This is a genomic window from Actinopolymorpha pittospori (assembly GCF_014873875.1).
GTDB lineage: Bacteria > Actinomycetota > Actinomycetes > Propionibacteriales > Actinopolymorphaceae > Actinopolymorpha > Actinopolymorpha pittospori.
Map to the genome: position 1 here is coordinate 1,045,859 of NZ_JADBEM010000001.1, position 21,530 is coordinate 1,067,388.

At 66.8% G+C, this 21,530-nt stretch carries 21 protein-coding genes and 1 pseudogene; 12 read left to right on the plus strand and 10 right to left on the minus strand.

Annotated features, from left to right (window positions below):
* The first annotated feature begins 19 nt into the window (after positions 1–19).
* Positions 20–1,774 carry a glycoside hydrolase family 15 protein gene (locus HEB94_RS53335; RefSeq protein ID WP_337917471.1) on the plus strand — a complete coding sequence of 585 codons (1,755 nt, stop codon included), beginning with the start codon at positions 20–22 and terminating at the stop codon, positions 1,772–1,774.
* A gap of 63 nt (positions 1,775–1,837) precedes the next feature.
* On the opposite strand, the gene HEB94_RS04845 is transcribed toward HEB94_RS53335, so the two are convergent.
* Together HEB94_RS04845 and HEB94_RS49000 are read right to left on the minus strand one after the other, a co-directional pair.
* Positions 1,838–1,996 carry a multicopper oxidase domain-containing protein gene (locus tag HEB94_RS04845; protein WP_202896130.1) on the minus strand — a complete coding sequence of 53 codons (159 nt, stop codon included), beginning with the start codon at positions 1,994–1,996 and terminating at the stop codon, positions 1,838–1,840.
* Positions 1,997–2,101: 105 nt separating this feature from the next.
* Entirely contained in the window at positions 2,102–2,380 is a 279-nt protein-coding gene (locus HEB94_RS49000) for a PEP/pyruvate-binding domain-containing protein (protein WP_202896131.1), read from the minus strand.
* A gap of 756 nt (positions 2,381–3,136) precedes the next feature.
* On the opposite strand from HEB94_RS49000, the gene HEB94_RS04855 reads away from it, so the two are divergent.
* The 5 genes from HEB94_RS04855 (at position 3,137) to HEB94_RS04875 (ending at position 7,403) form a co-directional block, all read left to right on the plus strand.
* Entirely contained in the window at positions 3,137–4,054 is a 918-nt protein-coding gene (locus HEB94_RS04855; protein ID WP_192748809.1) for a phosphate/phosphite/phosphonate ABC transporter substrate-binding protein, read from the plus strand.
* On the plus strand, positions 4,047–4,898 hold the full coding sequence (phnC, locus tag HEB94_RS04860; protein WP_192748810.1) for a phosphonate ABC transporter ATP-binding protein: 852 nt from the start codon (positions 4,047–4,049) through the stop codon (positions 4,896–4,898). The genes HEB94_RS04855 and phnC overlap by 8 nt, the downstream gene beginning before the upstream one ends.
* Positions 4,895–5,707, plus strand: a complete 813-nt coding sequence (gene phnE / locus HEB94_RS04865; RefSeq protein WP_192748811.1) for a phosphonate ABC transporter, permease protein PhnE — start codon at positions 4,895–4,897, stop codon at positions 5,705–5,707. The genes phnC and phnE overlap by 4 nt, the downstream gene beginning before the upstream one ends.
* A gap of 127 nt (positions 5,708–5,834) precedes the next feature.
* Complete coding sequence (locus tag HEB94_RS04870; protein ID WP_202896133.1) at positions 5,835–6,440, plus strand: HD domain-containing protein; 606 nt, start codon at positions 5,835–5,837, stop codon at positions 6,438–6,440.
* Between the two features lie 33 nt (positions 6,441–6,473).
* A complete protein-coding gene (locus tag HEB94_RS04875) occupies positions 6,474–7,403 on the plus strand; it encodes a YbfB/YjiJ family MFS transporter (protein WP_192748812.1) in 930 nt (309 codons plus the stop codon).
* A 42-nt stretch (positions 7,404–7,445) separates the two neighbouring features.
* On the opposite strand, the gene HEB94_RS04880 is transcribed toward HEB94_RS04875, so the two are convergent.
* Positions 7,446–8,897, minus strand: a complete 1,452-nt coding sequence (locus HEB94_RS04880; RefSeq protein WP_192748813.1) for a multicopper oxidase domain-containing protein — start codon at positions 8,895–8,897, stop codon at positions 7,446–7,448.
* A 410-nt stretch (positions 8,898–9,307) separates the two neighbouring features.
* Between HEB94_RS04880 and HEB94_RS04885 the strand changes: the two genes are divergently transcribed.
* Both HEB94_RS04885 and HEB94_RS04890 read left to right on the plus strand, forming a co-directional pair.
* A complete protein-coding gene (locus HEB94_RS04885) occupies positions 9,308–9,793 on the plus strand; it encodes an ABC transporter permease (protein ID WP_337917472.1) in 486 nt (161 codons plus the stop codon).
* A gap of 93 nt (positions 9,794–9,886) precedes the next feature.
* A complete protein-coding gene (locus tag HEB94_RS04890; protein ID WP_192757186.1) occupies positions 9,887–10,213 on the plus strand; it encodes a hypothetical protein in 327 nt (108 codons plus the stop codon).
* A 176-nt stretch (positions 10,214–10,389) separates the two neighbouring features.
* Here the strand turns inward: HEB94_RS04890 and HEB94_RS04895 are convergent.
* Both HEB94_RS04895 and HEB94_RS04900 read right to left on the minus strand, forming a co-directional pair.
* Positions 10,390–10,696: pseudogene (locus HEB94_RS04895) on the minus strand (ISL3 family transposase); the annotation flags it as partial.
* Positions 10,697–10,790: 94 nt separating this feature from the next.
* Complete coding sequence (locus HEB94_RS04900; protein ID WP_337917473.1) at positions 10,791–11,306, minus strand: VOC family protein; 516 nt, start codon at positions 11,304–11,306, stop codon at positions 10,791–10,793.
* On the opposite strand from HEB94_RS04900, the gene HEB94_RS54355 reads away from it, so the two are divergent.
* Complete coding sequence (locus HEB94_RS54355) at positions 11,281–12,147, plus strand: transposase (protein WP_202896134.1); 867 nt, start codon at positions 11,281–11,283, stop codon at positions 12,145–12,147. The two genes, HEB94_RS04900 and HEB94_RS54355, sit on opposite strands and share 26 nt — an antisense overlap.
* Positions 12,148–12,247: 100 nt before the next feature.
* On the opposite strand, the gene HEB94_RS04910 is transcribed toward HEB94_RS54355, so the two are convergent.
* Complete coding sequence (locus tag HEB94_RS04910) at positions 12,248–13,261, minus strand: phosphotransferase enzyme family protein (protein WP_192748816.1); 1,014 nt, start codon at positions 13,259–13,261, stop codon at positions 12,248–12,250.
* A 91-nt stretch (positions 13,262–13,352) separates the two neighbouring features.
* On the opposite strand from HEB94_RS04910, the gene HEB94_RS04915 reads away from it, so the two are divergent.
* Both HEB94_RS04915 and pknB read left to right on the plus strand, forming a co-directional pair.
* Positions 13,353–13,613, plus strand: a complete 261-nt coding sequence (locus HEB94_RS04915) for a hypothetical protein (protein WP_192757187.1) — start codon at positions 13,353–13,355, stop codon at positions 13,611–13,613.
* 547 nt (positions 13,614–14,160) lie between these two features.
* Positions 14,161–16,032, plus strand: coding sequence for a Stk1 family PASTA domain-containing Ser/Thr kinase (pknB, locus tag HEB94_RS04920; RefSeq protein WP_192748817.1), 1,872 nt, complete (start codon positions 14,161–14,163; stop codon positions 16,030–16,032).
* A gap of 378 nt (positions 16,033–16,410) precedes the next feature.
* On the opposite strand, the gene HEB94_RS04925 is transcribed toward pknB, so the two are convergent.
* Positions 16,411–16,617: an SDR family oxidoreductase gene (locus HEB94_RS04925; RefSeq protein WP_192756241.1), complete on the minus strand. Its 207-nt coding sequence runs from the start codon at positions 16,615–16,617 to the stop codon at positions 16,411–16,413.
* A 71-nt stretch (positions 16,618–16,688) separates the two neighbouring features.
* Between HEB94_RS04925 and HEB94_RS04930 the strand changes: the two genes are divergently transcribed.
* Positions 16,689–16,976, plus strand: a complete 288-nt coding sequence (locus tag HEB94_RS04930) for a putative quinol monooxygenase (RefSeq protein WP_192748818.1) — start codon at positions 16,689–16,691, stop codon at positions 16,974–16,976.
* A gap of 162 nt (positions 16,977–17,138) precedes the next feature.
* Here HEB94_RS04930 and HEB94_RS04935 read toward each other — a convergent pair whose 3' ends face one another.
* From HEB94_RS04935 to HEB94_RS04945, 3 genes are all read right to left on the minus strand, one after another.
* Entirely contained in the window at positions 17,139–18,251 is a 1,113-nt protein-coding gene (locus tag HEB94_RS04935) for a hypothetical protein (protein WP_192748819.1), read from the minus strand.
* A gap of 510 nt (positions 18,252–18,761) precedes the next feature.
* Complete coding sequence (locus HEB94_RS04940) at positions 18,762–19,568, minus strand: MBL fold metallo-hydrolase (protein WP_192748820.1); 807 nt, start codon at positions 19,566–19,568, stop codon at positions 18,762–18,764.
* Between the two features lie 214 nt (positions 19,569–19,782).
* Complete coding sequence (locus tag HEB94_RS04945) at positions 19,783–21,477, minus strand: alpha/beta fold hydrolase (RefSeq protein WP_192748821.1); 1,695 nt, start codon at positions 21,475–21,477, stop codon at positions 19,783–19,785.
* Positions 21,478–21,530 lie beyond the last annotated feature (53 nt).

Sequence of the window (21,530 nt, forward strand, 5' to 3'; positions counted from 1 at the left end):
GGCGGGTAGCGTGGTGAGTGTGCGGATCGAGGACTACGCCCTCATCGGCGACACGCAGTCGGCCGCTCTCGTCGGTCGCGACGGATCGATCGACTGGCTGTGCCTCCCCCGATTCGACTCACCCGCATGCTTCGCCAAGCTTGTCGGCGACGACTCCAACGGATTCTGGCGGCTGGCCGCCGCCGGACAGGAAGTTGCCACGCGCCGCGCGTACGGGAGGGACACGCTGATCCTCGAGTCCGTCTGGGAGACCTCCACCGGGACAGCCAAGGTCATCGATTTCATGCCTCCCCGGCAGACTCACCCAAGGCTAGTCCGGATCGTGGAGGGAATGTCCGGGACGGTGGACATGACCGCAGAGATCAGCATCCGGTTTGACTACGGCAGAATCGTTCCCTGGGGGCGCCGCTTTGACGGCCACCTCCACGTCATCGGCGGGCCGGACTCGGTGTGGATCCACGCTCCTCTCCACTTGGAGGGCAGTGGCGAGCTGTACACCGGCACCTTCACGATCGCCGCAGGGGAGCGCCAGGCGTTCGTGTTCACGTGGCATCCCTCGCACCAGCCCGAACCAGACACCATCGATCCCAGCGAGCAGCTCACCGAGACCAGGCTGTTCTGGGAGGACTGGATCTCCCCCTGCCGGTTGGCAGGCCCTTGGCGCGGCGCCGTAGTCCGCTCACTCATCACGCTGAAGGCGCTCACTTACAGCCCGACCGGTGGAATCGTGGCGGCTCCCACCACGTCGCTGCCCGAGCTTCTCGGCGGTGCCCGTAATTGGGACTACAGATACTGCTGGCTCCGCGACGCTTCGCTGATGCTCGATGTCCTGACCGACTCCGGGTACATCGAGGAAGCGGGCGCCTGGCGTGACTGGCTGCTCCGCGCGATCGCAGGCCGCCCGGAAGACCTCCAGGTCATGTACGGCGTAGCCGGTGAAAGACGACTTCCCGAGCAGCCGCTCGACTGGCTCGCCGGATACGAAGGATCCCGGCCGGTCCGAACCGGCAACGGCGCGGTTTCCCAGCTCCAACTCGACGTCTACGGGGAGGTGCTCAGCTGCCTCTACCGGTCCCGCAAGAAGGGCGTGCCGCCCCACGACTACGCGTGGTCCATCGTCTGTAGTCTGATGGACTACCTCGAGCGCAGCTGGAACCAGCCCGACGAGGGCCTGTGGGAGGTGCGCGGCCCACGGCGGCACTTCGTCCATTCCAAGGTCATGGCATGGGCAGCCGCCGACCGAATGGTTCGGGCAGTCCAAGAGCTCGGCCGCAGCGGGCCCGTCCATCGCTGGCGTACCATGCGGGACAGGATCCACGCCCAGGTCTGCGACAAGGGCTTCGACTCCCAGCGCGGCACGTTCACCCAGTCGTACGGTTCTCGCGAACTCGACGCGTCGCTACTTCTGATTCCGATCCTGGGCTTCTTGCCACCCGAGGATCCCCGGGTGGTCGGCACCATTGACGCGATCAAAAGCGAACTGATGACCAACGGCTTGGTCGTGCGTTACCCGATCTCTGACAGCACAGACGTGGACGGGCTCCCTGGAGCCGAAGGCGCCTTCCTCGCCTGCAGTTTCTGGCTGGCGGAAGCGCAGGCCCTCCTCGGGCGCAAGGACGAGGCCACGGAGCTGTTCGAGCGATTGCTGTCCCTCACCAACGACGTTGGCCTACTCGCCGAGGAGTACGATCCCATCCAGGGACGCCAACTGGGCAACTTCCCTCAGGCGTTCACCCACATCAAGCTGATCCGTACAGCCCAGGCGCTCAGTTAGCTGGTCACGCTGACTGGCAAGAATGAGCGGACACCCGGCGGCGAGTGGACCTGCAGGCGTACCTCAAGGTTCGTCTTTCTTCACTGTCTCGAGTACGCCCATCATGCCGCCGTCCTCGTGGTTGAGGATGTGGCAGTGGTACACGGTCTTACCGGCGTAGTCGGTGAAGTGAATCCGGATCACGATCTTCCCGTCCTGCCCGACGGGGGGGGTTCGCTGCATCTTGCCAGTTCAGCGCGTGGTGAAGCTTGCCGTTGATGCTCATCAACTGCAAGTGCTTTGCGTGAACGTGGAACGTGTGTTCCTCCTCGGCCAAGACTCCGGTACTCACTTGGGGTCCTGCGGTCGCATTCCCGTCCCCGCACCGCGTCCTGCGGGAGATCGAGGCGGACTACGGCTGGCCGAAGGAACGCCGGAACCAGTCCTGTGCGCCGCTTCGAGCGACCCTGCACGCACTGCCCGTTCCTCGGGGTCGGTACCGTCCAGCACGTAGTGGTCGGGCGTGACCGCGCCGTCGACGACGGCCGTGCCCAGTCCGGGAGCGGCGTCGACGACGGACGCTCCGCGAGCCGGTGAGCGGGTTGGCGGTGAACAGCACGCCGGCAACTTCGGCCTCGATCATGCGCTGGGCGACCTCCTTTTCAGTACAACTGCAACGTATCCGGAAACAATGCAGTCGCAATGTAAAGTGGGTCAACTGCTCCGCAAGGTCAAGCGCGAGCGCCGTGAGCTGCTCGCCGACGCCTTGATGTGGCTGGCCGCCGCGCGCGGCCTCGATGGTGCCCGGGTTGGAAGAGTGGTCGGAGCTCGGAGGCCGACATCTGGCAGGCGGTATTCGACCGCCGCGACCCCGGCTCGTCGAGCACGTCCGGCCCCAGGCCGCTGCCCTGGAATAGGCACAGGAGCAGCCCACCGACATCCGCGCGATCCGAGATCGCAGACAGGCGCGCGACGACTCGATGCTGTTACGCGGCTAGCGATCGCCGGAGTTCGTCGTCGCGGTGCCTGCGATCTGGCCGGGGGCGCGGCCAGGATGGGCACCATCTGCCCCGACACGGCGCCCCGCGCCGCGGGGTCACCTCCGCATCCCGCGGGTCGATCGTCGGCGTCAACCGTGGCTGCGACCTCGCGATATGGCGTGATTTCAAAGACGATCAGGCGAGGGTCAACGGCGAGTAGACGGCCCACGATGGGCCATCCGAACATCCAGGCGCCGCTCGGCGTGCCCGAGAGGGCGCCTTCAGCTGGTTCGCGGAGGCCATGGGAACTGTTCGTCCGCGGGGAAGGAGCGGTTCACGTGCGGGTCACGGACGACCGATCTGCTGGCTGAGGAAGTTATCTAGACAAGCTTGGGAGTTCCCGATGCGTGTTCGACGAGGCTTCGCCGTCGTCCTGGCCCTTCCGCTCGTCCTGACCGGCTGCTCCTCCACGGGAGCCGTTTCCGACCACACTGAGGCAACAAGTGGCAACTCCTGCTCTGAGCCCGTCCGATTCGGTGTCGAACCTTACGAGGCGACGGCGCAGCTCCTGCCGGCGTACGACCCGCTCACCAAGGAGTTCGGCAGCCAGGTTGGCTGTGAGGTGAAGCTCAACATTCCCACCAGCTACAACGCCGAGATCGAGGCGATGCGTAACGACGAGCTCGAGATCGGCCAGTTCGGACCGCTCGGCTACATCCTTGCCAACAAAGTCGCGGACGCCGAGGCGGTGGCAACCTTCGCCGACGCCGACGGCAAGCCATCCACCTACACCGCGAGCATAGTGACACCGAGCACGTCGAACATCAAAAAACTGAAGGACTGTAGGGACCAGTCGTTCGCCTACGCGGATCCAGCTTCCACCTCCGGGCACCTGTTTCCCGCTTATGCGCTCAAGAAGGCCGGGATCGACCCCGACAAGGGCGTGAAGGGACGCTACGCGGGCAGCCACACCGCGAGTTACGAAGCGCTGCGCGCTGGTCAGGTGGCCTGCGGCGAGCTCAACTCCGAGCAGATCGAGGCCGCCAAGCAGGCCGGCCAGTGGAAGGCGTCGGCGTTCCGTACTCTCTGGCAGTCCGAACCGATCCCGGTCGACCCGATCGCCATCCGCGGCGACCTGCCCGAGAAGACGAAACAGAAGTACGTGAAGACCCTGCTCGACCTCGATCTCAGTAAGCTCCCCGAGAAGGAGCGGTCCGTCCTCCCCAGCGACCACATCGTCGCCCAGAAGGACTCGGCCTACGACGGCATCCGCGACCTGGTCAAGACCCTCAACCTCGACCTGACCAAGATCAATGGCTGACCACTCCACACCAACGGCACAACGTGAAAGGCACACCCGGCACGGCCAGGCAGCATCGCGCGTCAACGCCGGCACGGAGCCCCTCCTCGACATCCGAGAACTCAGCATGCGCTACCCGAACGGTCACCAGGCACTCAACGACGTGAGCCTGCAGGTCCGGCCGGGTGAGATGGTGGCAGTACTCGGTTCGAACGGCAGCGGCAAGTCGACCCTGCTGCGGTGCATCACCAGGCTGGTGGCACCGACCTCCGGGCTGGTACGGGTCGACGGCCAGGACCTTGCCGCACTGGAGGGCGCTCAGCTTCGCGCCGCCCGTCGCGGGGTGGGAGTCGTCTTCCAAAGTCCTGCGCTGGTCCGCCGACGCAGCGTCATCGCGAACGTCATCGCCGGGGCCCTGGGTCGCAGTCGAGGGCTGGGCTGCCAATTCGGACGGCTGCCTCGAGACGAGCTACCGTTCGCGGCGGAGTGCCTCGAGCAGGTCGGACTGCTGGACTTCGCACACCGGCGCGCGGACACCCTGTCCGGCGGGCAGGCGCAGCGTGTGGCGGTTGCTCGTGCACTGTGTCAACGCCCGGTTGCGCTGCTCGCCGACGAGCCAGTCGCGAGCCTGGATCCGGACGCGGCCGTCGAGGTGATGCAGATCCTGCGCCGCCTCACCGACGAGCAGCAGCTGTGCGTCGTGGTCATCTTGCACCAGCCGGAACTCGGGCTGTCCTACGCCGACCGGGTGGTCGGTCTGCGCGCCGGGTCGGTGGCCTTCGACAGTCCCTGCGATCTCGTCGATGAGGCACGCGTACGCGCGCTCTACCGCTCGGCACCAGAGCCCCAGGGGGTACAGTCGTGACTTCGCACACACTCCTCAGAGCAACTGCCGCCACCCGACCGCGCGCGTCTGCCGCACGGTGGTTTCTGCGCCTGGTGGTCGCCGTCGCCGCCGTCGGCGTGATCTACCAGGCCCTGGTCGTGACCGAGGCGCGGTTCGGCAAGCTGATCCACGGCGTGTACGGGATGGCTGACCTGTTGCGCCGTGCAATGCCACCCGACATGGCACAGACACCTGGCGTGCTGCCCGCAGTGCTGGAAACCGTCGACACCGCACTGCTCGGCACGCTCGCCGCGGTCGTCATCGCGGTGCCACTGGCATGCTGTGCCGCGGACAACATCACGCCGCACCGCATCGTCTACTACGGGGCCCGGACGTTGATCGGACTGTTCCGAGCGGTACCCGACCTCGTCTGGGCTCTGCTGTTCGTCACCGCTGTCGGCCTTGGGCCCTTCGCGGGGGTCCTCGCTCTGGCGGTGCACAGCATCGGCATGCTGGGTCGCCTGATCGCCGAAGCCATCGAGGACGGTGAAGCCCTGCCGGTGCAGGCGTTGAGCGTGACCGGCGCCAACCGGCTCCAGGTCATCACCCATGCCGTCCTGCCCGGTGTGCTACCCACGGCCGTCGGTATCGCGTTGTACCGGCTCGACGAGAACGTTCGCGCCTCGCTCGTGCTCGGGTTCGTCGGTGCCGGGGGGATCGGCTTCGAGCTCCTGACCTCGATGAGCCTGTTCAACTACCAGAAGGTGGCGATGCTGTTGATCGTGACCTTCGTCCTGGTGCTCGGAGTCGAAAGGGGCAGCGCCGCCCTGAGGCGACGGGTCGCCTGACAGGCAGGACACCCATGGTCACGCTCACCCGTCCAACGTCACGATCGTCCTGCCTCCGATCGTGCCCCGCAGTTCCTGAAACGTGCAGGCGCCCAATAGCCGCACCGATTATCCAGAAGGGATACCCATGAGTGCCGACGCTAAGCCCGCCAGGACATCGCCAACGTCCCAGCCGCTCACCGCGACAGAGTTGGTGGAGCTGCTGAACCAAATGGCCAACCGGCCCTACGACACCGAAGGGTCCCTGGTCCCCGAGGAGGTCGTCGACGAGCGGACACATGCGCTCCAGGCGGCGGAGCTGGCCCTGACCAGCGGCGCGGACGACGAACTCGTCCTCGCCGCCGCGCTCCACGACGTCGGACGCGCCGAGCAGGTCCGACGGATGTACCCGAACCTGCCCCATGAGGTGGCCGGCGGTGCTTTCGCACGGGATCGGCTCACCGAGCGTATCGCGTGGGTGATCGAACAGCACGTCCCGGCCAAGCGCTACCTCGTGGCGACGGATCCGAACTATCGGTCGCTGCTCAGTCCCACCTCTGTCACCACGCTTGGGCTTCAGGGTGGGCCGATGTCTCCGGCCGAGGTGATCCGGTTTGAAGGGCACCCCTGGCACGGGCAGGCGGTGATCCTGCGGCGATGGGACGACCAGGCGAAGGATCCCAGTCGGCCGGGCATCACGATGGACGAACTGGCGGCGGTCCACCACCGATGGGCGTCCTCGGTTCGACGCTGAACCGGACAGGCCACAGGTGCCCCGCGTGGCGGAGTGCTTGCCTCCCCTGAGGTCGCCGGTTCGCTAGGGCTTATACGGGCCGTCCTCACCGCCGTCAGTTCCCTGCACGGTCATCTGCGCGAGCACCCCGCCCATGTGTCCGGCTGGGCGTTCGGCGGGGTTAGCGCCGGCATCGCCTTGTCCGATCTGCTCGTCCTCGCCCTGCGGTCGGTCGCCGACTGGCGGGCCGCCTGGTTGGCCTCGGCCGCCCTCGCCGCGGTGCTCACCCTCGTTTCATGGCGGTTGCGCCCCGAGCGGGCTCCGGTCACCGCCTCGACGCCGCCCGGGATCGGCGGGCGGAGCATCCGTACCCGCCGCTGGTTCAGTGTTCTGTTCGCCTCCTACACCCTGGAAGGCATCGGCTACATCGTGGCCGGGACCTTCCTCGTCGCCGCGATCGAACAGAGCTCTCCGGGCTGGATCAGCAGCGGTGCGTGGGTGCTGGTCGGTCTTGCTGCCGTACCGTCCTCGGCGCCGTGGACCCGGCTGAGGCGCCGCTGGTCTTACCCCGACCTGCTGGTCGCGGCGCTCGTCGTCCAGGCGGTCGGCATCGTGCTGCCGGCGCTGATCGCAGGTGTGACCGCCGCCCTCACCTCCGCGGTGCCGTTCGGCGCCACGTTCATCGGCGTCAGCACGCTCGCCCTTGCCGCGGGAGCTCACCTGCACCTCCCCCGCGCGGTCGCGCTGCTGACCGCCGGATACTCCGTCGGCCAGATCCTCGGCCTCCTGGCCGTCACGCCCATGCTGCGCCACGGCTACCACCAGGCGCTGATCCTTGCCGCCATCGTGGTCCTGGCCGCCGGCACGGGCGCCGCCATGCTGCGCGTCGGCGTCCCACACGAAGGGGCTCTGCCGCGGGAGGGCACTCCTGTACAACGGCCCTCACCCGCGGAGGCCACTGCCGACCCCGGCAGCGGCGACTGACGGGGGAGCCGCGCCGTGCCCGCCAGAGCGCGTCCACCTCTCCTATTTCGTCGGCCTGAGGACTCGAATAATAGCCATCATGCCGTCGTCTTCATGTTCCAGAATGTGGCAGTGGTAGACGAAGTCTCCGGGTTCGGCTCGACGGAAGTCAAGACGGACTTTTACGCTGGGATACGGGCCGGTGCCAGACCAGGCGGGAATGTCCACCGAGTCAATTGCTTGCCGCTCCAGGACAGGTGCGGGAGCACCGTCGCGTTCCAGCAGCATGTAGTGGATCTGATGTATGTGGAAGTCGTGGAGCTCACGCGCCCGGTTTTCGATGGTCCAGTCCTCCACTGACCCCTGCGTGGTGGTGATGGACGGCGGGTTGGTCGGGCTGAACAGCATTGGCTTGGCGCCTTCTTCGGTGATGAAGAACTGGTTCTTCTCGTCGTCCTCAGAAAAATAGAGGCGGCGCGCCTTTGTTGGCGGAATGGTGAGGAGTAGATCGAAACGTTGCGGGCCAGGTGGTCCAGATTTTGGAGGCATCACAGACGGCTCCGCCGCGTGTGGGTCTGTTTGGATGGCGATGAGGGGACGGGTCGGGTCGCTGTCGCCGTCCGGGCCCGTGTCAACTTTTCGCGTGACCAGCCGAGCACTGTTCACGTTCGAGGATGGTCCATTCACAATGAACTCTGCTCGTGCCGCAGGTGGCATGACAATGTGTTTCACCGGTATGATCCTGCCCTTCCTGGTGCCCTCCTGCGATCCCGTCGGAACACCGTCGCGGCCCACGAGTTGCAACTCCTGCGGAGCACCGTCGTACTGCAACTGCAGGTCCAGAACCGTGTCCGCGGATGCGTTCGTGACCCGCCAGAATTCTTTTTTGTTGGGTTTCACGGTGAGCTTGGCAGGTGGATAGTCCGGATACGGAACAGGGACATAGTTTACGGACAGATCCTTCTCCGGCACGATAGGCGGAGTTACGCTTCCTTCTGGACTTCCATGCGGAAGTTTCTGGTCGCGGATGGTGAGAATGCGTTCAGGCAGCCCTCCTACCGCTGGCTGCAAGTCTTCTATCCCTGCGACCACAATGACTCCGCTCGCGCCGCCGAGCACTGCCGCTTCTGAGAGGCCGTGGACGTGGGGGTGATACCAGTAGAGTCCGGGAGGCTCATCCTGCGGAAACCAAGCATCGTATGTGAAGGTCTCCCCAGAGTTGATGAGCGTTTGAATGACTTCGTCGGAGTGGCATGCCGGCGAGACGTTGGTGCCGTGAAAGTGAATATTGACGGAGGATTCGTTTGCCCTGGTAGCGCCACAGACCCGCGACGGCGACCTGTCCACTACCATGCTGTCGGCAGCGCCGGGTTTCGGCAGGTTGTTCTTGACGGTTATGATCAAGTGGTCACCCGGAGAAACGTGGAGAGTCGGGGACTGTTTGCCGTCCGGTGTGGTGAAGCAGTACAGGGTTCTACCGGCGGCGTCCTTGACGGTGTCGTAAGAAAGATCCACGAAGAGGAATCCGTCTTTGCTGTAGAGGTCCGGAGCTGGCGCGACGGTGCTGCCTGGGGAAAATCGCGGACAAGGGCCGGGGCCGGCTTGTTGACATGCTTGGAGCGCAAGCCCAGCCAGACCCAGTAACAAACAGATCCCCAGGGCGGAAAACTTGCTCCGCAACGTCATCATCACTCCGTGAGTCAAGCCGCGCCTGTCGCGTGCGACAAATAGGCATTACCCCGTAGCGCACCGATCAAGCGGCCATGCGGCGCGCCTGTCCGCCTGTCCGAGGCGGGGCATGCTGGCGGTGCGACCACCCCGACCACGCGAGTTGCGGCGGATCACGTCGATACGTTCCCGAAACCGCCCGGTCGCTGGAACGAGAGGCAGAAAGGCTTGCCCGCTGACTGCGAAGGGCGTCACCCATGACCCAGTTCGGTGCCACCGCCAACCCGAAGGACCCCAGCGAGGTCAACGTCAGCCAACCCTCCGACGCCCTCGTCGCCCGAGCCGCCGCCCAGAGCGCCTTCAACTCCCTCTTCCTCGGGCTCGGCGCGGTAGCCCTGCTGGTCGGCGCGGTCGGCGTGGCCAACACCATGGTCATCTCCGTCCTCGAACGACGACCCGAGATCGGACTACGCCGAGCGCTCGGCGCCACCAAGGGCCACATCCGCATCCAGTTCCTCGCCGAGGCGATGCTGCTGTCCTTCCTCGGCGGCACGGTCGGCGTGGGTGTCGGGACCGCCGCGACCGCCATCTACGCGAGTACGAAGGACTGGGCGGTCGTCGTCCCCACCATCGCCTGGGCCGGCGGCCTCGCCGCCACCGTGCTCATCGGCGCCGTCGCCGGACTACTCCCCGCGCTGCGCGCCGCCCGCATGTCACCCACTGAGGCACTGTGGACGATCTGAACCCCCGCCCCCGCCCCTTCCGGCCAAGACAAGCCGCTTTCAGGTTATGGCCACGACAATGCTTACTGCCGCCCACGCAGAGAGGTCTGAGCCATGAATCCGACCCGCAAGGAGTTTCTGAGATTCGCTGCCATCGCCGTGGGCGCCTCTGGCGTCGGCAACGCACACAACGGCCACGCAGGCAACGGAACTGGCGGTGGTGAGCTCAAACGCGTTGACCCTTTCGGAGCTGTCCTCAACACCGCGGCCTGGTACCCACTCGTGGGTCTGGGCGACCCGCACATGTCCGAACGGTTTCACGCCTTCGTGCGGTCGCTGATCCAACGACCGGTGCTGCAGCACAGGCTCAACGACATCGTCGTCGAGTTCGGGGAATGGTCCCTAACAGAACATTGCCGACCGCTTCTTTCTGGGTCTTGAGTCCGTCGGCGACGCCAAGCTCTCGACCATGTGGCGCACCACGATCGGCGGTCGGGTCTACTGGGACGCTCCCGTTTACGGGCTCTTCCCAGTTGAGGGTGTAGCGATCGCTGGAGCGTCGATCCTAGGTGGCGGGCGGCCGGCGCCTTTGAGGACATCGATCGGGATCGACTGTTCGCCGCGCTGGTGTCTTGGTGCCACACGGGTCCGCAACCGCTGCACCGGTAACGGCGCACGACGACCTCGAGCACCGTGGGGCGCCAGCTCAGCGCCTGTTGGGTCCAACCGCCGGACCACCGTGTCTCGCGGGACGCGTTCGCGGACGTATCGTCGACACCACTGATCGGGCTCGACGACCCGGCAGGCAAGTCGGGGGCTGAGCCTCTGCCCGATGACCTCGGGATCGAGCTCATCAAGTCGGCAGAACGTGGTCGGGTCAGAGCAGGCGAGGCCCGCGGAACGGGTAGCCCTCGATGCCCTCAGCCTGTCGTGGCGCCGGAACCCGGTGGGCTGTCCACTCTCACGGACCGGACAACGACGGTCACATGGGCTGACAGGGCGTGCCACGGTTGGCGGTTCAGTCCTTCTTCGCAGGGGGCTGGGCGACGCACAAGATGCCCCTGTTGCCGTCCTGGTCAGCGATCACGGTGAGCGACGGCGCGTCGCTGTCATCGACGACGGTCCCACCCACGGCGACGGCAGCGGCGATTCGTTGCTCGGCTACCTCGGGCGCCACATAGACCTCGACGTGGAACCGCTGACGCGGGGACCCGTGCTCGTCGCCGTCCCCGAACCACAGGTTCGGTACCCGTCCCGTGGCGTCCCGGATCTCGTCGCTGGGGGACCCGTAGCCCTGGGACTCGGCGTTCCCGGTCAGCAGGGCGGCCCACACCGGGGCGATGGTCGCGGAGTGCGCCGTGTCGAGGCCGAGCTCGATGACGCTCACCGAGGCCGGGTCGGCGTCGACCTTGTGGTCGGCGGCGATCTCGCTGATCCGTCGGGCGAGGTCGACGTCCTGCTGGGTCACCCATTCAACGACGTGTTCGATTCCCTCGTCGTCGCGGTAAATGGCGTGCGAGTTCAGCTTCTCCACCGAGTCGACCCCCACCTATGTGGGGATCGCCGACGCGGTGGACGAGCAGCTGTGGGCGACCGCGATCGAAGACGACGGGATCCGTGACGGTGCCATGGTGTTCGAAGCCACACACTGTGTGGATCTGTCGAAGTGGCCGCAAGGCACCCGGCTGATCCTACGCAAGGAACGCCCGCATCCGGGCGCCCAACTCCAACTGCACAACACCACCAGTGACGGGATGCGGCTGACCGCGTTCATCACCGACACCCCGGCCCGTGTAGTCCCCCACCAGATCCAGGGACTGGAGCTACGACACCGCCAGCACGCCCACGTCGAAGCACGGATCAAAGACTCCGGCCACCTCGGCCTGGGCAACCTGCCGCTGGACGCGTTCTGCCACAACCAGGCCTGGTTCGAGATAGCGCTCGCCGCCGCGGATCTGATCAGCTGGGCGTGCTCTGGCACATGGCCCCCCGTCCCTACGGCAGCAGCCATCACGTGCGCTACCGGCCTGATCCTGCTCGTGGCTGTGCGGCTGTGGCGATCGCCTGTGAGCGCCCGATTCTCCGCCCCAGTCGCCGGAGACTTCTCAGCCCGGTGCGATGTCAGCATGCGCGGTGGTGGGAAGCTTGCCGAGGTCGCGGTAGATGGTGGGTCGAGTGACGCCGAACTCGGCGGCGATCTGCGTGACAGTGTGCAGCCGTTGGCCCCCACCTCTTCGTACATCTCCCGGGCGATGCACGCTCGCCGCGGGGTCAGCTTCAGCTTCTGCCCACCGGTGCGCCCCCGGGCCCGGGCGGCTGCCAGGCCGTCCGGTGGAGGCATCGAACTCCCGAAGCTACGGCCAGGGGTCATATAGCCGTGGGGGCCGTCCGGGTCGCGCATATCTCCGACCCGGACGGCAACTCCGGCAACCGTCAACCTCGCCCAGCCTTTGATCTCGAGTGGCGGGAGTTGGCTCAGAGACGGTCGATCGCGGCGCGCAGGAACGCGTCCCGGCGAGCGGTCACCGCTGCTGCGTCCAGCGGCCGCCCCTGGTCGTCGTAGCCGGGCCAGCCATCGAGGACGGTGGGTGTGTCCAGCGCGGCCACGGCGTCCCAGTACGCCACGTTGGTCGCTCGCATGCCGGCTTCGCGCTCCCACCCCTCCAGGACCGGATCCGGGTCCGCCCCGTACGTGATCGCCATTTGGAACCGGAACCCGCCGATGTCGACTCCGGGACTCCCGGCGCCGGAGTCCTTCCAGTCGATCAGGGCGAGAAAGGTGTCGCCGTCCCATCGTGTGTTGCCCCACCACACGTCGCCGTGGACGAAGCCGGTCGGGCTGTCGGGTCGGCCGTGCTCTCGTACACAGTCGTCGGCCCACAGCAGCAGTGGGGTCGGCAGCGGCTCGTTCACCCACTGTCGGACCCACCTGGCCGGCACACCGGTCCACTCGCACAGCGCTTCGACGACCGTGGCCTTCTCCTCGTCCGGGCAGGCGCGGTACAGCGCGGCCCAGCGGCGGCTCCGCGCGCGGTCGTAACCTGAGACGGGGTAGGTGGAGTGGTGGCGCAGCGGCAGGTCGGGGCGGGGGTCGAGCGGGATTCGGTGTACCCGCGCGAGCGCGGCTCCAGCAGCGTGCAGCTGCGCCAGCGACACCCGACCCGGCAGCCGGCTGCTGCCGGGCAGGGCCGTCTCCAGCGTGGCTGGGGCCCCAGCGACACTGCCGTCGAGATCGGTGGCGAGCAGCCGTGGAGCCGGGAGTCCGTGCTCCTCGGCGTACCGCAGCGCCGCCGCACCGGTCACGATCTGACTCGTGGTGATTCGGCCGCCGACCCGCAGGACCACGTCCCGCGTACGGTCCGACTGATCGACGCGCAAGAGCCACGGCCCACGGCCGACGTTCAGGCTCTCAACGGAATGCACGCTCGCGTCCGCACCGAGCGCACGATGTGCCCAGGCCAGTGCGGCTTCGCTTGGCAAGTGAGTCATCTTCAAGGTCCCTTCGACAGCGATGTGTACGAAGGGGAGCGGTGCGAAGACCGAGCGCTCTAAACGTCGTGCTCGACCCTTCCCGCCCACCATGAGCCTGACCGACCTCCCCGCCCACGTCAAGCGCGTTGCAGAGGCGCAGCAGCATGGTGAGCCCGAGAACGCCACCGCGGCGACCCGTCCGGATCAACCTCTGGGCCAGGATGACGTTCCGGCCCTACTGCGTCGGGTCGCCAACTCGATCGAGGAACACGGACAGGTGTGGGTCCAAGACCTGGTCTTACACAACGAGGTCACGGCCGATGAGGACTGGTACTCAGTCACCGTCTACTTCCGCGAGGAGTCCGAGTAACGCCAACTCGCCCCACGACCCGGCGAATCACCACGACCCCTCGCTTGTAAGTTCTAGGCGCTTCGTCCGGCGGGATCCGTCCGCGTCCGCGACCTCGGGCAACTGTCCGTGCCCGGCGGCCGGCGGCTGGCCTTGTCTTGGCCCGTTGCTGTCACCGTTGCTGTCGACAGCACTCAGCCCGCGTCCGGTGGCCGTCCACGAACCGAGACTAGATGCTTGATGTTGCGCGAAGGGTGAACACCTGAAAGTGACCGACCTGCCGACCTCGCCCGGAGTGGATCTGGACGGGTGTGCACCCGCCGTCGGAGACGCAGGCGGAGCTGTGCGTGGTTGCCCGTTCGCGAGGTGCCAGGACGGCACTACGAGACGGCGTCGGTTTGTCACCGTCGGGTAGGTTCTGCGTCACCGGGGTGTTCTAACCTAGACTGCCCGAGCGGCATACCGGGTGTGCGGCAACGTCTGGTTGCTGCCCGCTCGCGGGTGGGGGTTGTGTTGTGTCAGCGACCGACCGCTCAAGGTGAAGGCCGAGGATCGGACAGCAGCAGGAATGAATCCCAGCCACCGCGCCGACTCAGGCTTCTCCAGCGACGCAGAGCGCATCGTTCAGTCGCGGCTTCTGGCGGGCCGATACGCCCTCGACGCCGAACTCGGCCGCGGTGGGATGGCCGTGGTGTGGGTCGGCACCGACCAGCGCCTGGGGCGAACTGTGGCGGTAAAGACGCTGCGTTCGGAGCTGGCCACCGACGAGACCGTCCAGGCCAGGTTCCGCCGGGAGGCGCAGTCCGCGGCGGCCCTGAATCACTCCTCGGTCGTCGCTGTCTACGACACCGGTGAAGAGGTCCTCGACGGCGTGTCGGTGCCCTACATCGTCATGGAGTACGTCGAGGGTCGCACGCTGCGCGATGAACTCGGCGATGCGCGTGACGATGGTCAGCGGATGCCACCCGGACGGGCGCTGGAGATCATCGCCGACGTCCTGGAGGCGTTGGAGTACAGCCACCGGGCCGGCATCATCCACCGCGACATCAAACCGGCGAACGTCATGCTCACCCCGGCCGGTAAGGCCAAGGTCATGGACTTCGGCATCGCCCGCGCCATGGCCGACGCCTCGGCGAACCTCACTCAGACCGCCGCCGTCCTCGGCACCGCGCAGTACCTCTCGCCCGAGCAGGCCCGCAGCGAGCCGGTCGACGCTCGCAGCGACATCTACTCCAGCGGCTGCCTCCTTTATGAGCTCCTCACCGGCCGCCCGCCCTTCGTCGGGGACCCGGTGTCGGTGGTCTACCAGCACGTTCAGGAAGAGCCGCAGCCGCCGTCCACGCTCCAACCCCAGGTGTCGGCCGAGGCGGAGAGCATCACGCTCAAGGCGTTGCGGAAGGACCCCCTCGACCGCTACCAGAGCGCTGCGCAGATGCGGGCAGACGTCGACCTGGCTCTGGCCGGGCACAAGCTGGGCCCCGCCCCGCCCCGGCCACAAGAGGCGACACCCCCTCCGCTCCCGCCGACCACCACGATGCCCTCGCCGACCATCGACGGACCGGATACGAACGGCACCGAGTCCCACCACGGTCGAACTCGGCCCCGGATGCGGTGGTACGCGTTCGCCGCGGTGGTGCTCGTCGTACTCGGGGCCGCGGCTGCGGTCGGTTCCTGGATGTTCGGCGGACGGACGGACACGGTGGCCGTCCCCACACTGACCGGCACGACAACCACCCAGGCCAGGATGGCACTGGACTCGAGCCAGTTGGAGCTGGGCAAGACGTCGCTGACGGCCAGCGACGAGGTGCCGAAAGGGCAGATCATCGCCCAGCACCCCGAGCCGGCACACTCGGCCGCGGTCGGCAGCACTGTCGATGTCACAGTTTCCAGCGGGAAACCCAAGGGCGGAATCCCCGACGTCATCGGAGAACGGGTCGCCCAGGCACGCACCACCCTTGAGACCTCGGGCTTCCGAGTCCGCGACCTGGAGGACACCGACTCAAGGAAACCCGCGGGCGAGGTGACAAGGGTCGACCCGCCGGGCGGCTCGGTCGTCCCCAAAGGCTCACTGGTGACGCTGTACCACTCCACCGGTCTGATCAGCGTGCCCAACGTCCGGCACAGAAACGAGGCCGAGGCGCAGGCGATCCTCACGGCGGCCGGCTTCAAGGTCAACAAGATTCCCCAGGACAGCGCCGACGCGGATCCCGGCACAGTGACCTTTCAGATTCCCGAACCTGGCACGCACAGGTCGGCCGGCACCAGGGTGAGCATCGTGGTCGCACACAAGCCGAAAAGGGCGCCCACGCCCACACCGGAGCCCATCCCATCGCCCGCGCCCACATCCAGTCCGGTGCCGCCACCCGGTCCCTCACCGACACCCAGTCCCTCGCCGACAGGCCCATGGCTACCGTTACCAGACCTGCCCGGTCCGCTCTGACCGTGCGCTGAACGGTCGATTTCAGGTCTGTGGCCAGGGCCGGTCATCCTCGCCCGCGCACACCGGCCGGTCGCGGTGGCGGCCACCACACAGCCAGCCAGACCTACAGGACACCAGCCAGCACAATGACCACGGCCAGCGGCCAGACGACGCCGGTCGTCGTGAGCCCATGACCGAACCCACCGACCAACACGGGCAGGACGACTCCCGGCAGCGCGATCCCGATCGCCCGGACTCGTTGCCGTCCAGCGGGCGGGGGCACATCCGACCCCGATGAGGCTGAACGCGACCACACAACCGCCCAGCAGCCAGCGCGTCGCGGGCTCGACGCAGGTCGAGGACCACCCCAAGGGCCCACAGCCACTGGCGAGGTCGGGGTCAGGTGGGGGTTTCGCCGCCGTCGATGGTGATGATCTGGCCGGTGACGTAGGTGTTGGCCATGAGAAAGAGGCCCGCGGCGGCGTCTTCCTCCGCGGTGCCGAAACGGCCGAGCGGAGCAGTCGATCCGGCGGCGCGATCGGGTCGGAGTTCATGCCTGGCAGTGAGCGCAGGAGCGGGCTGCCCTTGCCCGCCGGGCCGGGGCAGCTAGCGCGATGAGTTCTGACGCCACGGGCAGTCTGTGCTGTTGGATGGTCAGGACTTCGAAGGGAAACGCCATGGTGATCGTCGCCGGACACATCGTCGTCAAGCCAGACCAGCGGGAGCGCTACCTCGCAGGGTGCGTCAGCGTCGTCGAGCAGGCACGCCGCGCACCCGGCTGCCTCGACTTCTCCATCACCGCCGACCTCATCGACCCGGGCCGGGTCAACATCTTCGAACGGTGGGAGACCCACGAAGCCGTCACGACCTTCCGCGGCAGCGGTCCAAGCGAGGAGCAGGGAGCAGAGATGCTCGCCGCGTCGGTAGCCGAGTACGACATCGCCGACGTCCGTTCACTGACCTGAGCTGCTCCAGGCGACACGCTCCGCCTCCTGCCACGTTGGCAGGAGGCGGTGTCCAGTGGTGCCGTGTCGGCCTGCCACGGCAACCACTTTCGACGGCACCGCGTCGGCTCACAGGGACAAACAAACCTGTGACGGCTGGAGCAACGAGGCGCTGCTGTCGCACTAACGCACGGAGCAGCTCGGTCCCAGGCTCGCGAGATGCAGCCCCTCCGCAACGAGGTCGACAGTGGTCCCGGTGATCTGCGACAGGATCTCGCTTCGGCGCCGAAGCTCGGCGGCGTAGTCGCCGAACTGGTACAACGCCGGATCAGCTCTGGCACAGGTCAAAGCGTCGTCGATTCCCAGCCAGAGGATGGCATCCGCCTGATCCTGGAAGGTCGAGTTCGGATCAAGAGCGCGGTCCGGCATCGTTTGACGTCCCAGCCACGTGCCCGTCAGGGCCGTGAACGACGGCACCGGCCACGACGCCAGCGTCTCTTCCACCCTCGCTGGGGTACCTACCGGCAACGAATAGATGTCTGCGTTGAAGGTTGCGAACGGGAGTATGACGAAGAGCGACCTTCGATGATGATTGGCGAGAATCGTGCCTGCGCTCGGCTGATTCGGGTCCACCGGAGGGACCAATCCTCCGGAAGTCGTGCGGATTCCGCGCCGCAGATGGTTGCCGCCGGCGACGAGGAGCGCGCGGCGCCGTTTCGCCAGGACTTCTCGCTCGATGACACCGGCATAGAACGTTTCTCGCTGGTCACCTGTGGGCACCCTGTCCGCGTCCGCGGCGCTTCGGATACGCGACCAGTCGACGGGGACGTCGCCAAGAATCACACGGATGCGCCGCTTGCGTGGAAGCGATTCGTTGACCGAACGCACGGTCCGATAGAACTGCTCGTAAACGGGAGCGTCCCAGTAGACCCGACCGCCGATCGTGGTGCGCCACATGGCCGAAAGGTCAGCATCGCACACAGAATCAAGATCCAGAAAGAAGCAGTCGGCAATGTCTTGATAGAGACCATTCCCGAACTCGACGACGATGTCGTTGAGCCGGTGCTGCAAGGCAGGTCGTTGGATCAGCGACCGCAGAAATGCGTGAAACTGGTCGGACATGTGCGGGTCGCCGAGACCCACGAGTGGGTACCGGACCGCGGCGTCGAGAACAGCCCTGAACGGGTCAACCTGTCTGAGCTCGCCGTCGCTGGCATCGCCGCCCCCGTTGCCGACACCAGAGGCGCCCACGGCGATGGCAGCAAACCTCAGAAATTCCTTGCGGGTCAGATTCATGGCTCGCACCTCTCTTCGAACACGAGTCGCGGACAGAGTCGCTCGCCGGAGAAATGACCTACGTGGCACGTACCGCCTTTCGGTTCCACTGAACTGGTGAGCGGAGCATGCGGTGGGCGCAAACCTCGTCGTGGCCATCACGCAGGGACAGCAGACATAACCGTGCCCGGCGCGGCCGGGGTGGTGCATGCTCGACCATGCCTCAGCCGAGGTTTCGGCAGGGTTTCGTCTCGATGAGTTCCGACGCGGCGGGCAGTCTGTCTCGGTCAACGTCTTCCAACGGTGGAAGAGCCATGGAGCCGTCACAACCTTCCGCGGCAACGGCCGAGCGAGGAGCAGGGCGGAGATGCTCGCGGTGCCGGAGTACGACTCGCCGACGTCCGCTCACTGACCTGAGGATTCCGCCCGCCGGACGGGCGGCGACGAACGTGCTGGTCAGCGGGACCGGACGATCCCGCTGACCCTGACGACCCACCTTGGAGCCGGACCCGACACGACTCCCGGGCGGAGCTAGTCCGGAAGACGCTGCTCCTCGATGCCAGGCATGATCGTCTGGCGGAACGTCTCGCTCGTGTCCAGCTTCAGGCCGGGCTCGCCGGCCGGCACGCCGGTGACCGTGAGCCGGTAGTCGTGCACGTACTCGACCTTGCCATTGGCGTCGATTCGGAACGGTAGGTCGTGACCGGGGTAGATGACATCGCCGATCGTGACCAGCTTGTCGATCGTCTGGGTGGCCAGCTCGTCGCTCCAGAAGACCAGAGCGTTGCGGCGTTCCCGGGCCACCGTGCTGTTCTGGATGGAGTCCCCGGTGAGCACGGCTGCGCCGTCGTCGCCGGCGACGGCCACCGCGATCGTGCCGGCCGAGTGGCCCGGGGCGTCGACGATCTCCACGCCGGGCAGCAGTTGTACGCCCTCCTCGACCTCGCGGATCCGGTCGTCGTACCGCTCGAAGACGCTGCCGATCCACTCTGGACACGCGTGGTCGTTGCGGTGCGGGCTGCGCAGGTACCGACGCTCGTTGCGGTGCAGGACGATCCGAGCCTGGTCGAAGATGTCGATGTTCTCGACGTGGTCCCAGTGCGCGTGGGTGCACACGACCATGTCGATGTCGCCCCGGCCCAATCCACGCCGCGCCAGCGCCCGATCCAGATCAGTCCTCCGGCCGGTGTGGCCCGTGTCGACGATGATGCGCCGGATCGTGCCCTGCTCGTCGGGGCCCTCGACCAGGTTCACCGCGCAGAAGGCGACCGCCCCCTGATCGGTGCCCAGCCGGTAGCCCTCAAGCAGCGTCTCGACCCTCGGTCTGGCCAGATCCATGGCACGACCCTCCACATCCTTCGGTGACAGCAGCCTGAGGATAAACCCGCGAGGTTGGGGTGTCAGCCGTGAGCTTCGAACAAATGCTGGGATTCCGCACGCCAAAACCCGGATCCACGTGTGCCGTCGGGCGCACGTGGATCCGGGCCAACGGGCGTCTGGTGGATCAGGCCGGCGTGTGCGAGCTGTCCGTGATCCACCCGCACCCACAGGGCTAGCGGCCCGCCAGCGTCGCCGGCCTCAGCGACTGAGTGTCCGCGAGCCGAGCCTCACCCGGCGGCGTGGAGTCCGGGCCGGTTGGTACCGGCACACCCTGGCATCCGCTGGCACCAGGGTCTCCAGTGGTGAGGTAGGCGACAACGTGGGTGGCGCAGTTGGGTTCCATCAGCGCCGAGCCGTGCATGTCGTCCTCGACGGTGAACACCTCCCCGCCGACCGCGTCCTGCATGTCACCGGTCCATTCGTACGCCGAGACCGACTCATAGCGGTGCCCTGACAGCTGCAGCGAACCACCGTTGTGCCGGAGCCGGATGTGGTCGACCGGCAGCGGCCAGCCCGCACACGTCGGAATGGGGAAGCCCAGCACGCCGGTGACCGGGTATCGCGCCAGGCCGTCCTGGTAGGCGGCCCAGGCGGAGTCGAAGTCGCGTGCACCACCGTCGCCGTTGCAGAAGATCGCCTGGTTCGCCACACGGTTGTCCCTCTCCGGCGTGCCAATCGGCGGTGGGGTGCGCTCACCCTCGAACGCCTCCTGGATCGTGGGCGGTGCGGTCGGGCCGGTCGCGTCCCGGAGATCCGCGAGCAACTGGGCGGCGAACGGCCAGCCAACGGACGGCTGGCTCGCCGCGATGGCGACAACGAACCCGTCCATGGGCATAGGAATGTCAGTGAACTGCTTGGGATGAGCGTCGAGGTCCTCTTGCAGCTTGACCAGCGAGGCCTGGACCTGCGCGCCCGTCGTGCCGAATCCGTAGGTGTCGTTGAACGGCGCCATCCAGTCCGCCATCCGAGAGAAGTCCATCGCGGTGGCCTTCGCCCGTCCAGCTTCGAACGCGTCCATCCGCGGGTCCGGAGGCGCGACGCTGTCGACCCACATCCTGCCAACCTTGCCGGGGAACAGGCTCCGATACACCGGACCGAGCCAGCTGCCCCAGGAAACACCGAGGTAGCTCAGCTTGCGCTCACCCAGGCCGATCCGGATTCGGTCCAGGTCGCGGGCGATGTTGCCGGTCGTGAGCGCTCCGATGAACTTCGGATCAGTCTGGGCGCACTGCTGGTTCGCCTGCACCTGCTGGGCGTACATCTGCCGAGCGTCCTCCTCGGTGATCGGCCCGGGCGGTGCACCCTTTGCCTGCGCGCCCTGCACTCCCGGCAACTCCTGAACCCCGCGCAAGCCCTGCGCCCCTACCGCTGCGGGCTTTTCTCCATCGTCACAGTTGATGGCCGTGCTGTAGCCGACGCCGCGAGGGTCGAACCCGATCATGTCGTAGCGCTCGTTCAACGTCGCGGTCGGCGCCTCGGGGCGGATCAGGTCGATCGGCATGAGGTAACCGCTGCCGCCCGGACCGCCGGGGTTGACGGCGAGACTGCCCAGCCGGTGTGCCTGGTCGGTCGCCGGGAGTCTGGTCACCGCGACCGTGATCCATCGACCGGACGGTTTGGTGTAGTCCAGTGGCACCCTGAGTGTTCCGCAGTCCATCCGGGTCATCGTCGCCCGGAACCACGCCTTGTCGCGGAACCCCATCCAGTCCACAACGTCGTCGGAATACTCAGGACAGGATTTCCACGTGATGGTCGAATCGCGGGGCGGCGCAGCACCGGCCGCGGCCGGTCCGGCTCCAGCCGTGGTGATGGTGCCGAGGACGGCCAGCGGGGCAGTCACGCCAGCGAGAAGTCTTCGCAGATTCATGTGGACAAGCTTGCAAACCGGCGGGCCGCCAGACATCTGTCCGCAGGCATGAA

What these genes read in the sequence shown, in the direction of transcription:
- HEB94_RS04845 (WP_202896130.1), bottom strand. Translation starts at nt 1,996, where the DNA reads ATGCAGCGAACCCCCCCCGTCGGGCAGGACGGGAAGATCGTGATCCGG.
- HEB94_RS04855 (WP_192748809.1), top strand. Translation starts at nt 3,137, where the DNA reads ATGCGTGTTCGACGAGGCTTCGCCGTCGTCCTGGCCCTTCCGCTCGTC.
- phnC (WP_192748810.1), top strand. Translation starts at nt 4,047, where the DNA reads ATGGCTGACCACTCCACACCAACGGCACAACGTGAAAGGCACACCCGG.
- HEB94_RS04870 (WP_202896133.1), top strand. Translation starts at nt 5,835, where the DNA reads ATGAGTGCCGACGCTAAGCCCGCCAGGACATCGCCAACGTCCCAGCCG.
- HEB94_RS04885 (WP_337917472.1), top strand. Translation starts at nt 9,308, where the DNA reads ATGACCCAGTTCGGTGCCACCGCCAACCCGAAGGACCCCAGCGAGGTC.
- HEB94_RS04890 (WP_192757186.1), top strand. Translation starts at nt 9,887, where the DNA reads ATGAATCCGACCCGCAAGGAGTTTCTGAGATTCGCTGCCATCGCCGTG.
- HEB94_RS54355 (WP_202896134.1), top strand. Translation starts at nt 11,281, where the DNA reads ATGGCGTGCGAGTTCAGCTTCTCCACCGAGTCGACCCCCACCTATGTG.
- HEB94_RS04910 (WP_192748816.1), bottom strand. Translation starts at nt 13,261, where the DNA reads ATGACTCACTTGCCAAGCGAAGCCGCACTGGCCTGGGCACATCGTGCG.
- HEB94_RS04915 (WP_192757187.1), top strand. Translation starts at nt 13,353, where the DNA reads ATGAGCCTGACCGACCTCCCCGCCCACGTCAAGCGCGTTGCAGAGGCG.
- pknB (WP_192748817.1), top strand. Translation starts at nt 14,161, where the DNA reads ATGAATCCCAGCCACCGCGCCGACTCAGGCTTCTCCAGCGACGCAGAG.
- HEB94_RS04930 (WP_192748818.1), top strand. Translation starts at nt 16,689, where the DNA reads ATGGTGATCGTCGCCGGACACATCGTCGTCAAGCCAGACCAGCGGGAG.
- HEB94_RS04935 (WP_192748819.1), bottom strand. Translation starts at nt 18,251, where the DNA reads ATGAATCTGACCCGCAAGGAATTTCTGAGGTTTGCTGCCATCGCCGTG.
- HEB94_RS04940 (WP_192748820.1), bottom strand. Translation starts at nt 19,568, where the DNA reads ATGGATCTGGCCAGACCGAGGGTCGAGACGCTGCTTGAGGGCTACCGG.
- HEB94_RS04945 (WP_192748821.1), bottom strand. Translation starts at nt 21,477, where the DNA reads ATGAATCTGCGAAGACTTCTCGCTGGCGTGACTGCCCCGCTGGCCGTC.